The organism is Roseateles chitinivorans, assembly GCF_050632145.1.
GTDB classification, from domain to species: domain Bacteria; phylum Pseudomonadota; class Gammaproteobacteria; order Burkholderiales; family Burkholderiaceae_C; genus Roseateles; species Roseateles chitinivorans_B.
Genome location: NZ_CP192577.1, coordinates 4,102,543 through 4,117,598, shown reverse-complemented (window position 1 = coordinate 4,117,598; position 15,056 = coordinate 4,102,543). Strand labels below are relative to the sequence as shown.

The 15,056-nt window shown below is 62.4% G+C and carries 12 protein-coding genes; 2 read left to right on the top strand and 10 right to left on the bottom strand.

All coding sequences use genetic code 11. The annotated features are described in order from the left end of the window. The first annotated feature begins 310 nt into the window (after positions 1–310). Entirely contained in the window at positions 311–940 is a 630-nt protein-coding gene (locus tag ACQ86G_RS18950; RefSeq protein WP_431256766.1) for a hypothetical protein, read from the top strand. Positions 941–951: 11 nt separating this feature from the next. Then, positions 952–1,335, top strand: a complete 384-nt coding sequence (locus tag ACQ86G_RS18945) for a hypothetical protein (protein ID WP_431256765.1) — start codon at positions 952–954, stop codon at positions 1,333–1,335. Between the two features lie 285 nt (positions 1,336–1,620). Here ACQ86G_RS18945 and ACQ86G_RS18940 read toward each other — a convergent pair whose 3' ends face one another. The 10 genes from ACQ86G_RS18940 to ACQ86G_RS18895 form a co-directional block, all read right to left on the bottom strand. Then, positions 1,621–1,941, bottom strand: a complete 321-nt coding sequence (locus ACQ86G_RS18940; protein WP_431256764.1) for a hypothetical protein — start codon at positions 1,939–1,941, stop codon at positions 1,621–1,623. A 405-nt stretch (positions 1,942–2,346) separates the two neighbouring features. Further along, a complete protein-coding gene (locus ACQ86G_RS18935) occupies positions 2,347–2,676 on the bottom strand; it encodes a DUF6572 domain-containing protein (protein ID WP_431256763.1) in 330 nt (109 codons plus the stop codon). 225 nt (positions 2,677–2,901) lie between these two features. After that, entirely contained in the window at positions 2,902–3,147 is a 246-nt protein-coding gene (locus ACQ86G_RS18930) for a hypothetical protein (RefSeq protein WP_431256762.1), read from the bottom strand. 593 nt (positions 3,148–3,740) lie between these two features. Next, positions 3,741–4,142: a hypothetical protein gene (locus ACQ86G_RS18925; protein ID WP_431256761.1), complete on the bottom strand. Its 402-nt coding sequence runs from the start codon at positions 4,140–4,142 to the stop codon at positions 3,741–3,743. Next, a complete protein-coding gene (locus ACQ86G_RS18920; RefSeq protein WP_431256760.1) occupies positions 4,139–4,333 on the bottom strand; it encodes a hypothetical protein in 195 nt (64 codons plus the stop codon). The genes ACQ86G_RS18925 and ACQ86G_RS18920 overlap by 4 nt, the downstream gene beginning before the upstream one ends. A gap of 188 nt (positions 4,334–4,521) precedes the next feature. Beyond that, positions 4,522–5,016 (bottom strand): hypothetical protein, encoded by a 495-nt coding sequence (locus ACQ86G_RS18915; protein WP_431256759.1) that lies wholly within the window; start codon positions 5,014–5,016, stop codon positions 4,522–4,524. Between the two features lie 43 nt (positions 5,017–5,059). Next, the gene (locus ACQ86G_RS18910; protein WP_431256758.1) at positions 5,060–6,868 is read right to left on the bottom strand and encodes a LysM peptidoglycan-binding domain-containing protein; all 1,809 of its coding nucleotides are present in this window, start codon (positions 6,866–6,868) and stop codon (positions 5,060–5,062) included. Positions 6,869–7,355: 487 nt separating this feature from the next. Then, positions 7,356–7,781 carry a hypothetical protein gene (locus tag ACQ86G_RS18905; protein ID WP_431256757.1) on the bottom strand — a complete coding sequence of 142 codons (426 nt, stop codon included), beginning with the start codon at positions 7,779–7,781 and terminating at the stop codon, positions 7,356–7,358. Positions 7,782–7,961: 180 nt separating this feature from the next. After that, on the bottom strand, positions 7,962–8,252 hold the full coding sequence (locus ACQ86G_RS18900; protein WP_431256756.1) for a hypothetical protein: 291 nt from the start codon (positions 8,250–8,252) through the stop codon (positions 7,962–7,964). Next, positions 8,252–15,019 carry a LysM peptidoglycan-binding domain-containing protein gene (locus tag ACQ86G_RS18895; protein WP_431256755.1) on the bottom strand — a complete coding sequence of 2,256 codons (6,768 nt, stop codon included), beginning with the start codon at positions 15,017–15,019 and terminating at the stop codon, positions 8,252–8,254. Before ACQ86G_RS18895 ends, ACQ86G_RS18900 begins: the two co-directional genes overlap by 1 nt. Between the last annotated feature and the right edge of the window lie 37 nt (positions 15,020–15,056).

Below are 15,056 nucleotides of genomic sequence, written 5' to 3'. Positions count from 1 at the left end.
CGCGGACGGAGCCGCCCTTTCGCACCTCGATACGTGCAATACATCCGGGGATCCGCGGCGCGGTTTAGGCCCGATCGACGCCAATTTGTAAGCGATCGTGAAGGCACCGCCGGAGCGGCGAACTCCCGCGCAGGCGCCTTCGCAGCGACGCAGTGGTGACGGGACGGTGCGGCCCGTCCCTGATGTCTTGCGATGTCTTCTTCGCCCGCTCGCTAAACCGCGGTCGTCAGGTCGGGATAATCTGTCGAGTGCCCCGATGTGCCATTGCGCGCCATCGGCCCGCCGCCGTTTCCGTTCACTTCCCACCGCCATGCCGCAGACCTTCGACACCCTGATCCAGCAAGGCCTCCAGGCCAGCGAGTCCGACGACACCGAACTCGCGCTGCAGCGCTTCCGCGAGGCCGCGCAGGCCGTCCCGGGCAACGGCCTGCCGCATTTCCTCGCCGCCGGCGAGCTGGCCCAGGTCGGCCGCATGCAGGAGGCCGAGAGCGCGTACGCGACGGCGGTGCTGCTCGCGCCGGACATGGCGATCGCGAGATACCAGCTGGGTCTGCTGCAGTTCGCGACGGACCGGCTCGCACTGGCGTTGACGACCTGGCAGCCGCTGCTGGCGCTGGGCGAGGACGATTTCATGCGTCGCTTCGCGCAGGGCTTCTTCGCGATGGCGGGGGAGGACGTGGCGGAGGCGAAGGCGCAGTTCCGCGCGGGACTGGCGCTGAACACGGCGAACCCGCCGATGAACCGCGACATCGAGCGCGTGCTGGCGAGCCTGGACGAGATCACGGCGACGCTGGCGGCCAGCGCCGGTCCGACGGAAGCGTCGGCGCCGGTGGTGGATGCGGCGGGCGAGGCGGACGAGGCGGAAGCCGAGGCGAGCTCGAGTGAGGCCTCGGCCCACGTGCTGCTGGCCAACTACCAGCCGGTCGGCAAGCCCAACTGAGTCTGGCGACGATGACGCGCATCGACCGGCCCGACCGCGGCGCACCGCCGCGTCCTGTGAAGGACGGGGGCGGAGACAAGCGCACCGGCAGGTCGGGGCACGCGGCTTCGGGACCATCGACGGCGGCTCGCGACGGCGCGGGGGCCGGCGGACAGCCGTCGACGGCGGCGCTGGACCGGGTGCTTCAGACGGCGACCGACCGCCCGGGCGACGACCGCGCCATGCTGCGCGCGATCATGGAACCCACGCTGGCCGCGGCGCTGGGGCGCGATGCGATCGCGGATCCGGCGTTCTTCGGGTTGGTGGACGCGGTGGTGGACACGCTGCTGGCGTCGCCGGATGCGATGCGGCTGCTGGCAGAGGCGCGGGCGGAGCTGGCGGCCAAGAGCACCTGAGCGGCGCGCTAGGCCCGCATGACGTCACGCCGAAGCGCGCTTACTGCTCGGCATCAGGGTCAGGTTTGAAGTCGTCGGGCGTTGCACCTCCGCATGCGCGCCAGAGGCCGCCATTGGCGCACGGTTGCCGTGGAGGATCAGCATTTCCGCCTCCTCGTCATGCTCGGGCCTCAGCCTGAGCAACTCCTCGGAGCGCGCGAATGCATGGCTGCATTGCTCGCACTTCGCATGAGGTTGGATTCGATTTCCGGCCAGATCAAGATCTCAATAAGGCTACACGCCGAATCAGTATTTGAACTGTATCGAATAGGTCCAGTCGCCGTTCTCTTTCATCAGAGCCTTGTAGATCACTTCGACCCAGGTTTTCTCATGCTCCCGAAAATGAACTAGCAACTTTCGAAGCGCCTCAAGGATTTCGTCAGTAGGCCCCACCGAATCCAAGTGCCCTTCAGGGCTCGAGATGGTGATCATCAGCTTGTCTTGCTCCCCTTCCCGTCCGCGTAAGACCTGCATATCGGCTGCATGCCAAGTCTCAGGAGTGGCAATGATCAATGCGTCCACCACTTCCTGGTCAATCAGTGCCTGGCGCTCGATCAATGAATTCATCGGCATTTCCCGCTATTTGTTCAGCATTGAAGCTACTCTAACCCGCTTGTTGTCTTGCGTCGCAGAGACTGGGATGACAAGTGGATCAGGGTCAGGTTGACCAGTTCTTCGGAGTGTGCGACCGGATGGCCCCACCGCCTTCGTCGGCGTGCCGCTCCGGCGCTTGGACCGCGCCTCGATGCTGCCGGCTCCCCCGGCCCTGCGTCGGCCTGCTGGGGCAGGCGCTCCTTAGGGTCAGCCCCGACGCCGGCCGGGACTGACCGCTGTCCTGTGGCAGCGGCTGCGAAAAGCCAGAGCAGTGCTCAGCTCAGGCGAGGCTTCAGACTCAAGGCTGACCCCGCAGCCTCCGTAGCAGCGGCTCATGGAACAGCCGGGTGGCTCAGCGCTGCAGCACCCAATGGCCGCTCATGACTCAGCTAGCAATTTCAAGGAGACGCCAACATCGAGTTGGCTAGCCACCTCATTTGCCTTGCTCAGCAAACTAGCGCATGAGCCTGGAACCGGATACTTGAAAATCACGTCGATTCGCAAGGCCTTGCCTTGCGAATCTTTATACGCCTCGTAAATCTGCCCGGACTCAATGAACTCGAAGTAGGCGTTGAGCTTTGCCTGCAAGGCAGTGAGATGCTGGCGCTCATCATCCCAAGTCCACGAGTCGATGATGCTCAACACTACGGTGTCGGTCGCAGTTTCTAGACCTGCTGCATCAATAACGCCAATATTTTCGAGACTCACGTTACGGCTTTCTAATGATGACCACTGGTCCGGGCGGCCGCTGTGTTCCTCCAATGTACGGAGCCTTTCCTTTTCCAACCACTGTACCGCCGTATTGGACGAGTTCAGGGTACACAACCACTTGGTTCGGCGTCAGCTGGGCGGTGACCGAAGCCCTCATGTGTGAAGGCATCAATGTGCCAGTGCCAGTGCCAATTTCTTCGCCAAGAGCATCTAGTCGAACTCTCAGGCCAGACGGGCCATTCGACCTAATGGTGATTTGCGGCTGAATGTTGACTTGAGTTTGTGGCAGGACTTTGGTGATGACTGAATCGCCCCCGGCTTGTTCAGCGTCAACGTGTCCTTCGACAGGATGCGCCCCTGCGCGTTGGTCGTGTACGTCATCTCCGTCTGGGCCACCTCGTCCGTCACCCGCGTCAGGTAGCCGCTGACGTCGTAGCTGAACGAGGACGGCTGTATGCCCCGCCGCATCCACCGTCCGTCGTACCCGCACATACGACAAGTTGTCGAGGTAGGTGGCCTCCAGAAAACCGTCCGCCGTGTACGTGTAGCGCTCGACGCTGACCGCCCCGTTCTCTCCAGTCTGCGTCATCTGCTTGCGCTGCCCCTAGCGCGTCGTATTGCACCGCCCTTCCGTCCGCACCAGAAAGTGCCAGGTGTTGAGGGCGGTAGGACCAATGCCGAAATGCTCGACTTCGATTAGCCGGATACAGGCTCCTGAGCTACCCGCCAGGACGATCACGGCGCCCACGCTGGTCCCGGCAATCCGCCTGAGAGCCAGCGTTCTTTGAGCTGTTAGATGTCGCCATCGACACGCTGCCCGCGTCGCTCGACGCGATGCTGCTGCTGGCGGAGGCTCGGGTGGAGATGGCGGCCAAGTCCACTTGCGCGGGGTGTCGACCTGCACCTCACCGGATCTGACCTGTGCATTCGCAGAAGAATTCGCCCTTGGAGCCTTGTTGGCGACCGCTCATCCATCTCGTACAAAGCCTTGAGCACTACTTCCGGCATTACCAAATACCAAACGCCCGCTCAATGCGGGCGTTTGGCGAGGGCTAGCTTGGTCAGGTTAAGTTTGAAAATCTCGCATAAGAGGGTGCTTTCTGCCAATCGGGGTCAAAGGCGTCAATGAGCCTCCAAAGAAAATCCTCTCGCCGAGCAACGAAATAATCGTGCTGCTCAATCAACGCTGCTTCTTTTACCTCAGCCCAGCGAAGCTCGTGCATGCAATACGCTATGGCATCAACAGAAAGCTCAGACGGTCCAGAATTTCGAGCATGCCGGTAACTATTCACAATCGAGCAAAGCCTTTCGGATAGCTCAGCCCTTGACGATTCATGCTTCTTCAGGAATATGAGCAAGTCCTCGTAGCTCTGCTCTATCGCTCGCGCGTCTTCGTCTTTGTCCTCTGCATCTCGCACTTGCTCGCAAAGAACCCGAAATTCATCAATTTGGTATGAGATCATTGCTTCTTCACCCAGCGGCCAAGTTTGAAATCAAACACCTTTTCAGTGTAATTGGACACCGTAAAGCCGGCCTTTTCAAATGCGACCGTGGCCGCGCTCTGCGCCGACTCACCCTCAGGTCGATAGTGACCGGAAACGTTATCAAGCTTAACCTTTCCTCCATAGTAATGCCCTTCGCCTGCGGCGATCACCGGATTTCCTCCGCCGGTAAGATCATAGTGACCATACTCCCCATTCCTGGGTATCGGGGACATTATTAAATTTCCGTCCTGGTCAACGACGTAAAGAAAATCATTCGAACGCGAGCCTCCGGCACGCCATGGAGCAAACGGCCGCGGACCACTTTCAGGAATCTGGTTGGTGAAGACAATTGGTGCCTTCAGTCCTGCTCCCCCTCGGCCGCGGCAGCTTCGATGTTGCCAACTCTCGCCACCACCAACCTATCAACCGCGGCGACGCTTCCGGTCCCCGAGATCCTAATCGCCTCCGGCTCAAACCGGAGACTGCCACCCACCGACAGGTCAACGCCCGGCGCCATCCTCAACTCGGCACCCAACTCTCGAATCAGCGCTGCGCGCTCCGCAGCGACCATCTTGGTGGCCACCTTCGCTCCACCCGGCAAGACCCTATTGCTCGCCAACATCAGCACCCCGACCCCTGCCTGCGCGTACTCGCCGTCACCCACGTTCTGAGCGACCTCAGTCACCCCAAAAACAGGATCGAGAGCAGTGGTGGCAAAGAAGTTGGGGACGGTGCTCAGGTTTTGAGATATCCCGTTGCTCCAGCTGTCCCTACGCGCGACTTCGCCGACGGAGAGCCCTGTCCCCACCGATGCGAATGTTCTGGAAGAAATCGCATACGGCAGTTTCGACATCCGAAGCTGCTCTTCGGAAACGGGGCGGAGATAGGCGAGTCGCCTACTGGCTTCGCTCGATGCGCTGGATTTCCCTCCGGAAGATCCGAAGATCAGACTCTCGATGTCGACCGGCTGGGCGCGATAACGGTTGAGCAAGCGCCGCGTCTCGCTGTCGTTCTCGCTTGCTTGCAAAGCTTGGGCGTAGGTCTCCGCCCGGGCGTTCTGCCCGACGATCCCCGCTCGATAGCGCTGCTGCGCCTGCGCGTCCTCGTCTGCCCAGATCGGCCCAGAGATCGCGTCGAAGTTGGACAGCCCTCGCGCCTGGTCCTTGATGCCTTGCTGCACCCGCGCGGACCAATCCGCCACCGATGCCGTGGACAGGCGCAAGCCTGCCCCCGCCCACGCGCACACCGTTGCCGTCTATGTTCGCCGGTGAATCCGCTTCGAACATCGCCCGTACCGAATCCTTCTCCTCCGGGCTGGCTACGGCGGTAAAGCGTGCATCATCGATGGCGCCGTTGATTCCCTCCCCAAACCCCGCTGCGAACGCCTGCGACATGCGCGCGACCGTGACCGCCGAGTTGTAGCCCATCACCTGGCTGCTGGCCCACGAGCCGACGGCCGTGGCCGTCGCCAGCTTCAGGATCTGACCGCCGGTCACACCCTTGAATGCATCACCCAGGGCCTGTCCGGCCGCATACCCCGCGCCGGAGCCGACCGCCGCCGCGCCGACCTCCTTCCAGCTCCATTTGCCCTGTATGGCCTGCGTGACGCTCGACGTGAGTGCGCCACGTGCGACTGCGGCACTCAAACTGTTCGGTTGAGACAGCCAATCCGCCGCGCTCTTCGCAGTCTCGCCCATGGATCCAGACGCCGCGAGGTTGGTCCCCTGCACGATGCCCTGCGCAATCGCTCCCGACACCGCCGCCTGTCCCACCGCCTTCCAGCTGAACTTGTCGATCGTGTCCGTTGCAAGCCCCACCACCTGACTGGCCACGGAGCCCGCCGCGGCGCCTATCGCCGCGGCCGCGATCGACCCGGCCGTCTGGCCCAGCAAGCCGGTCATGGCCCCCGTCAACGCACCTGCCGTGACGTAGCTCACCACCACCGCCACGACCACCATCAGGATCATGCCGAACGCGCCGCACCCGCCCTTCTTAGCCGGCGGTGGCGGCGGCTCCGGCAACGTGGGATTCACATTCCCGATCGCCTCGCCCGCGTTGTACGGCAGGTACGTCGTCGCGTTGTTGTGGATGTTGGTGAGCTTGTTGGGGATCACCAGCACCTGGCCTTCGACCAGCCGCTCGCCGCCCTTGAGCCCGTTGACGTCGGCGATCATGTACCACATCGCCGAGTCGCCCCACAGGCTCTGCGCGATGGAGCTCAAGGTATCGCCCGCGCGCACCGTGTAGCTCGACGATGCCGACCCCGGGTACCCCGTGTTGATCGGCTCGTAGTTCTGATCGAAGTCCGCCGTCGTCACCGGCTTCGGATTCTTGTTGCGCTCGTTGCGCTCCTTCGCCGTCAGGCCCAGTTGCGCCAGCTGCTCCACATACGACACGCGCTCCGAAGCGCCGTCGTTCCCCACATCCCCCACCCGACGCCCGTCCGCATAGAAGTACCAGTGCGTGATGGTCGTGGTGTCCTCCTTGCCAATCTCCCAGGTGTCGCGCGACAGGATCAGCCCTTGCGCATTGGTCTTGTAGCGCATCGTCGTCTTGGCGATCTGATCGACCACGGTGGTCACATAGCCGTTGACGTCATAGCTGAATGTCGTCGTGCCCGTCCCGACGCCGGTCTGCGTGCTGGTGATCTGGTACTTCTGGGCGGTGTCGCGGTACAGGTAGGTGTAGACAGTCGTCTGGGTCATGCCATTCGACCTGAACACCGTCGATCCCAACGCACCGAATCCGTTGTCCAGATAGTTGTACGTCGTGATCCCGTTGCCGCTTTCCTGATCGGCCAGCGTCTCGCATGGCGTGCCAAGCCCGGATGACGTCGCGCGGAGGCTCGCTCATCCAGGGGCATCAGGGTCAGGTTTGAAGTCGTCGATCGTTGCAACCGGTCTTGCGCGGAGCTTCTTTCGCATGTCCCCATGCGTGCTGGAAGCGGTCATCGGCGCACTGTTGCGCATGGAGGATGGATCTCCGCCAACTCGTCAAGCTCGCCCTCCGTTTGACCAGTTCCTCGAAACGCGCGAGCGCATGGCTGCATTGATGCCATACCCACCTAAGGTTGGATTCTCAACCTTCTGCTGGCTCAAGATTTCGAGGACGATCAAGCCCGAGTTCCACCCCTAGGCCAAGCTCTCATTAGTGACATTTCCAGGAGCAACTTGCTTCGCCTCGCGCGAGGGGTCACTGCTTGACGACAGTCTCGCGAACAGGCCAGTCGCCAGGAACTGTCGTGACCAAGCGCACCTCGACACTGTCCCCATCAACATAGAACTCAATGGTCTTCTTGGCCACTCGGATGGGCGTCAACGCAGACAAATCGAAGCGCTTTTCGATAACTCGACCATCAACGCGGTAGCGGATATAGGCTGTCTGAGGCACGAGCAAAATGGCGCAGTAGCTGCCACTGCCAACGGTTGGGCGATCAGTGACGACACGGTCGCCATACTCAAATCGTTCAAGCGGAAGCGGCTTGGCCCAAGTTCCAGAAGATGCTACTGGACGTGCCGTACCCACGCAGTGATACACCCTCCCCTCCGGCGTGACTGGTGGACCGATGCATCCAGTCAACTGGAATGAACCGAGCGCGAGGCCCAGCCACTGGAACATGCGCATTCCGGATTTCATGGTAGGCCGTTTGCTCAGTGCCTGCGGCAGCCGCAGCGATCAGTCAATCTCCGACAGAATCAAGTCTCGCTCGCAAAGTCGCGCCCACTCAACCACGCGAAATCGTCATGCTCGGACCCCAGCTTGACCAGCTCCTTGGAACGCTCGAGTCGGTCTGCCGCTTTAGCGAAGTCGTTCCACCTTCAGGCTGTAGATTGCCCACGCTGCCTTTCGACCCGCGTCTTTCTCACCCGAGTCAAATGCTTCAAACATCTCAGCCAGCTTGGCATTGATGAACTCGGCTTGTTCAAGATCGCGCTTGAGCTGAGGGCGGACCTCCGTCCACAGCGCCTTGATGTCCGCCATGTGAGTTTCATAGGTCCAACTACTCCACTCCGAATAGTCATCGGGTGAATTCGTGGTCGCACTTGCAATCGAACCTGCAAAGTCTTTCAAACGCTCCTTGAGCGACATCAGATTCCCTTTCCTTTCGGTTGCGGCAATGGGATCTTGTCCCGAATGACATAGGCCCCGCCGAGGCCTGTGGGTCGAATCACCAAGTTAATGCCGGGGCGGTTCCCGTTCCATCTTTGAAGCTGCTCTGTCCAGGGCCCCTTGCGCGCCAGGGTCGTATCAGCGTAAAGGTTGAATCCAAGGCGATTGTCGGGAATTCCAGGACCATATTCGCCTGTGATACGGCGATTGATCGCCCAAATATTCGACATCGAGTTGTCGTTGATACCCTCGACACGTGCAAACCCCCGCAGTTCATTGCGCACCTGTACATCGATGTAAGTGCCCAGCTCTCTTGCGTAATCACCAGCAGAGATCTTCCACTCACCTCGTGCGATCGCGTCTCTACCGGTGGCGTAAGCCTTGTCCGTAGTCCCCAACTGGATGTCCAGTACACGCTTTTCGAACTCCATCACCGTCATCTGCGACTTGCCGATGCGCACATTCTGGTAGTCATCTCCCCAAGTCTGTCGCAGACGTTGGTCACGGACGTGATTCTCGTACACGCCTTCCAGGCGCCTGACGGTCTCGGCATAGTCGCGAACCTCAACGTTACCGCCATTGACACCGGGAACGAGGGCTGTGGCGTAACCAGGGAGCGCCTTGACACCCGCTTCAGTCATTGCCTTACGCATGCCGTCGATGCGTTGTTCCGCTTGCGAACGGTTGAGTTTTGCCAGATCGGACTGCAAGCCCGGAATCTCACCCAATATCTGGAGCGGGTCGGCTCCAATGTTTAGCGCTGCATCCCAGTTGCCATTGCGGACCAATTCAAAGTTACCGACGCCGCCACGCGACGGCGCACGACCTGGCCCACCTGTTTTGAAGAAGCGCGCCCCATCGATCGATGCATCGCGAGCCTCCTGCCCTCGGATCTCCAAACGGATCTGCTCGTCAACCTCGATCTTGCGAAGCGCCAATGCCTCCGGTGACATGGCTTCCGGACCCGCGGGACCGACCTCGTCGGATGGTAGGCGTGATGCGGCAGCACTGATCGCTTGATCGACGCCGGCAGACCAATCCGCCAATACGTCAGCGGTTGAGTGCGCCAACTTCACCGACTTGCCATTGCCGAGACTGTACCGACCTTGAGGATCCACATCCGTCGCACTCTTGTTGGTCTGAGCCTCCTGTTCATTGGGCGACTGAGCGGTTCTGTCGAATGCCCCCGCCAGCTCATCGCCAAGGCCCTGCCCAAGGCCCGAAATGAACGCCTGGGAAAGACGCGCCCTTGTCTCCGCGGTGTTGTAGCCCATCACTTGGCTGCTGGCCCACGACCCGGCGACAGCCGCGCCTGCGGAAACCGCAATCCTCGCGACGTTGGCATCGAGGCCCTTCAACACCGCGCCCACAGCCTCTCCGGCGTGATAGCCAGCTCCCGCACTGACGGTCGCCGCGCCGACCTCTCGCCAACTCCATCGACCCTGGATCGCCTGGCTCACGGCCGATCCCGCACCTGCCTTCAGCATGGCGCTGCCGGCACCACCCTCCCTCACCACTTCTCCGATAGGCGAGTTGCTAAGAATGCCGCCCGTCGCCGAGGCGGTGTTGAGCCATGAGCCCACGCCAGCGGTTATCCCGGCGGAGACAGCCGCTTGCCCCACGGCCTTCCAACTGAATTTGTCCACGTTGCCCGTGGCCATGCCCACGACCTGACTCGCGATGGACCCGACAGCGGCGCCGATCGCCGCACTGGCGATTGTTCCTGCGGCCACGGCCGCCGCGCTGATCACGCCTGTCGCTGCCGCCAATCCTCCGGACAATGCAGCGACGCCGGTTGCCATCGTCGCCGCGAACCCCGCGCTCGCGCCAGCAACGCCCGCGGCCGCTCCGGCCGCTGTCGCATAAGTCGCCCCCTGCGCCAGAACCCCCGCCGCCGCGCCCGCCGTGTAGATCGTGACGACGACTGCCACCACGACCATCAGGATCATGCCGACCCCGCCGCACCCGCCCTTCTTCGGCGGCGGCGGCGTTGGCATCGTGGGATCCACACGCCCGATGGCTTCGCCCGCGTTGTACGGACGGAAGGTGCTCGCGTTGTTGTGGATGTTGGTGACCTTGTTCGGGATCACCAGCACTTGGCCTTCCACCAGCTTGTCGCCAGACGTCAAGCCGTTGACGTCGGCGATCATGTACCACATGGCCGCATCGCCCCACACGCTCTGCGCGATGGACGCCAGCGTGTCCCCACCACGCACGGTGTAGCTCGACGCGGTCGCGCCCGGGTAATCGGCGTTGATGGGCTCGAAGTTCTGGTCGAAGTCCGCACTCGTCACCGGAGCCGGATACTTGAGTCGATCGCGCCGCTGCTGCGGCGTCTCGGCCTGCTGAGCCAGCTGCTCCACGTACGACAAGCGCAAGGACTTGCCATCGGTGCCCACATCGCCGATGCGACGTCCGTTGGCATAGAAGTAGCGATGCGTTGTCGCCTTCCCCACCGGATCGTTCAGCACGTAATGATCGCGGGACATGATCAGCCCCTGCGCATTGGTCGTGTAGAAGTAGTGCGCGTTGGCCACCACGTCCGTGACCTCCACCGTGTGCCCATTGGCGTCGTACTTGAAGCTCGAAACCCCCGTGCCCACCCCCGACTGAGTCTTCGTGATCGCAAGCTGCTTCGCACCGTCCCAGTACTCGTAGGTGTAGCGGGTCGTGGTCGGATCCCCGCCGCCGCCAGTTGGTGTGGTCACCGACTGGGCCAGCGCGCCGAATCCGCCCGGCGCGAAACCCGACGTCTTCGTCGCGGTCTGGTAGTACTGGAAGGTCGTGATCGCGTTGTCCGTGCCCGCGTCCGTGACCGTCTCGCGCTGCACGCGGTTGTCCAGGTCGTACTGGCTGGTCTTGGTCCGTGTCACGGAGCCGTTCTCGCGCTCGACGTACTGCAGCGTCCGCCCTGTCGCGTCCACGCGCCGGCGGCTGAACCACACCTTGTGATCCAGCGAATCCTCCAGGTAGCCGTCTTGAGAGTAGGTGTAGGTCTCCTCCCGCTCCGTCGCCACGCCCTTGATGACCGCCCGATACGACGCCGACGTCCGCTGTCCCAGCGCGTCGTAGCCGATCACGGTCCCCGCGTCGCCGCGCAGGATCTTGCCGTTGGTATCGCCCGCGGAGGTCCCGCGGATCGTCAGGAAGCCCATCGTCGTCGTGAAGCGGTTCATCGCGTCGTAGACGTACCAGTAGTCCGTCCGGTCGCCCGCGCCGCCGGTGAAGTTCCAGTACGTCGAGATCGCTGCGCGACGGTTGCCCACGGCGTCGTACTCGTACCGCAGGTCGTAGCTCTTGGCGCCGTCCCACGACCGGCTGATGCGGTTCAGCTCGTCGTACTGGATGTGGCTGGACTGCGTGATGGCGAGCAACGACTCGCTGTTCGGCCCCAGCTTGCCGTACATCTCGTAGGTCCGGTTGCCGGCGTCGTCGTAGCCGTACTGCGACACCGTGCGCAGCGTGAGGTCGACCATCTGGCGCAGCAGGCCGTTAAGCATGTAGTCGTAGCGGATGTGCTGCTCCGGCTTCTCGTCCACCGAGGTGCCGTCCTGCCGCATCAACTGGCCGGCCAGCCCGTAGGTGTAGGTGAACGCGCGACCGGCCATGTCCTTGTGCCAGGTCGTGCGGCCGAAGTAGTCAATCTCGTCGATCATCTGGCTGCCTTCGGCGCCCACGGTCGTGCGGCGGTATCCGCCGACGTCCAGTGACCCCAGGCCCAGCACCGGGTCGGCCGCATTGCCCTTCGGTACCGCGACATAGCGGTATTCCACCACCGCACCCGCCGCGGACTCGGTCCGGACCACCCGTCCAAGAGAGTCGTAGAAGGTGCTGTCCGTCGCGCTGGACGCGTTGACGTGCTGGATCCGCTGCCCCAGCCCGTCGTAGGCATAGGACTCCGTCAAGGTGCCGCCGACCGCCACCGCCCCGGTGAATTCACCGGTGGTGAAGTTCTGCGCCCGCGTGATGCCCATGCGACGCACCGTCGTCAGCTGGCCGAGCTTGTCGTAGTCCTGCATCACGACGTTGCCCAGCTCGTTCACCACCTTGCGCACGTCCAGGAAGATGTCCCGACCTGACGTGCGGAACGAGTCGTCCGCGTTGATCAGCCGCGACACCTCGTTGCTGCCCCCCGCGAAGGTCTGGCGCGTGGTCTTGCCGTTCGCATCGGTCACCGACACGTTGCGCCCGATCAGGTCGTAGCCGTAACGGGTCTCGGGCTGGATGCGACGCACGAAGCCGTTGGCCATCGTCTCGAAGGTCTCTGCCTCGCGCTTGACGATGAGCTGACCCAGCGTGTTGTATTCGAAGCGCGTCGTCACCGCGTCGGGGTTTGGCTGGAAGCTGCCCAGTCCGTAGTCAGCGTACTGGCGCGCCATCGCCAGGGCGCGCTGCCGCGTGCCGTCGTCGTACTCCGCGGAGACCTCGCCGAACGCGTTGTGCTCCTGGAAGCGGCGGAGCTGCGCGCTCTCGACCACCTGCGTCACGTACTGCTGGAAGTGGAAGTCCTCGCCGGACGACGCCCCCACCGTGACCACGCCGCGCACCGTAGCGATGATCTCACCGACGGCGTCTTTCACAGGGTTGCCGTTGGCGTCGAGGATCTCCATCGTGTAGTTGCGCGAGGTCTCCGTGTTGAAGACGGCTCCGCCGAACGGACGTTGCCAGACGTAGGCCATCTGGCCCTCGGCGTCGCTGCCGACCCACTTGCCGTCGAGCACGAACACCTCGCTGCCGACCGTCAGCCGCATGCGGACGGCGGCGCGATTGCTCGGCCCGTAGAAGGTGATCGGCGCGACCGGCGTGCGGTCGGAGAATTTCTGACCCAGGTTGAGGGTACCTTCCGAGTTGAGACGGAAATCGCCGTGGCCCTTCTTGATCAGGTTGGCGTCCGCATCCTCGACGTAGTACTCATAGTCGAAGGTATCCTCGACGACGTACTGATGACCAGAGTTGTCCTGGCCGTACGCTGGCCAGAATGGTTTCAGCGCCAGACGCCTGTAGCGGTCGTCCGAGGCGTCGGTGGGGGTCGTGTCGACCAAGCGGTTCCAGTTGCTCCAGACGCCGGTCCTGCGGTTGTACACGCGCACGTTGACGACATCGGTGCGAGCATCAGCGCCGAGGTCAAGGAACGATGGCTTGAACGTCGTCTTGCCGGGCGTGTAGGTGGCGGCGCCCTTGTCGTCGACCCTGTAGGAGCCCTCACCGATGAACACGGTGCTGCCGTTGCCGTCCAGTCCGTCGACGGCCTCGAAGGACACGGTGAAGGTCTTATTCCGATCGTCTGGTGACAGCGTGAACGAGAAGCTGCCGTCCGCAGGCGTCAGGTTCCGCGGCGTCACCAAGTCATTGCCCAACTTGAACGTGATCCTCTTGAGGCTTTTCATGCCGGCCACGTTCACCGTCATGACCCCCTCCCCGTAGGAGAAGGTGTCGATGCGTCCCATCGTCACGCGGCCATTGGAGGCCAGCTGCAGTTTGCCGCTGAAGGCGCCATCATCGCCGCTGTACGAGAAGGCGATCTCCACGGTGCCGTTCGGGTCGATCCAGTCGAACAGCGAAACCGAGACCGGCGAGGTGCCCCAACGTCGCGGATCGCCAGGGGCGAGGTCGAAGCTGCCCTTGTTGGGCACGGTCAAATGGAGCGAGCCGCTCATGCTGGCGACGCGGAGCGTGGCGATCGCCGGATAGGCCTCGATGGCCTCGGCCGTCGCCTGCCGGATTTGACCCACGTGTAGGGTTCCCTTGCCAACGCCCAGCAGACGCGTGTAGTTATCACCGTACTGAGCCGTGGCGCGATAGCGATATTCGTAGGTTCCTCGGGTAAATGGAGATACCGGAATGCCCGCATCGCGCAGGCTTTGGTCGGAGACCGTGATCCGATTGCTCAGGAAGGTATTGTCGACGGGCGTCCAGACACCGTTGACATTGACTTCGAACTTGACGCTGCTGACTGTCGCGGCCGTTGCGTCACTAAGGTCAGGCGGATTGACCTGGAAGGTGTAAATCGCCTCAGGAACGACATAGCGTCTAATCGATGTCACGACCGGCGCCACGCCACTGCCTCCGCTGCCTGTGTAGCGAATGATGAAATCGCCGGCCGACGAGCTCAATAAGAGCTCATAGCCGACATTGACATCATTCATGTCCAAATCATCGGGCAGGAATGGCGTGCCGCTCCGCCCCCTGTCAGTGTAGAAATCGCTGCCCACGCGGCGGATCCGCATCGACGCACCGCCGTTGTCGTCGAGCAGAGTCGGCTTGAACCGCAAGGCGGCTCTGAGCGAACGAGGGATTAGTACGCCGTAGGCCTCAAACGTCGGCTCATTCCTGAGATCGTTGGCGGGCAGCGTGCCGTTGACAGCCGCATTCACGGTCTGGCGTATCGCCGACATCAGCTGGTTGTTCGCGTCGTAACGTTCGACGATCACTTCCTGGCTACCAGACCATCCCATGGTACTGAGCACGTACATGTCCGGCGGAGCCTGGACGGGCCCGACCATGCCAGTCGGGAGGACGCCCAAGGCGCGCGATACGGACAGTTCATCGCCCTCAGGCAGTCTGACCTTGATCGTTGCGGCCCCTTGACCTTCCAGCAATACTTGGCTGTTGACCTGGACCGAGGTCGTCATCGTCCAGGGGCCGGTGCCGACAAGGTTGGACTTTGTTTGGATGGCCACATTCAGCGTGGCCAAGGGTGTCCCGATGCCATCGACCTTAACCACGACGAAGTACCGCTCGTTCAACGTCCGGGAATCATTAAGTGATACCTGCGCGTTCGTG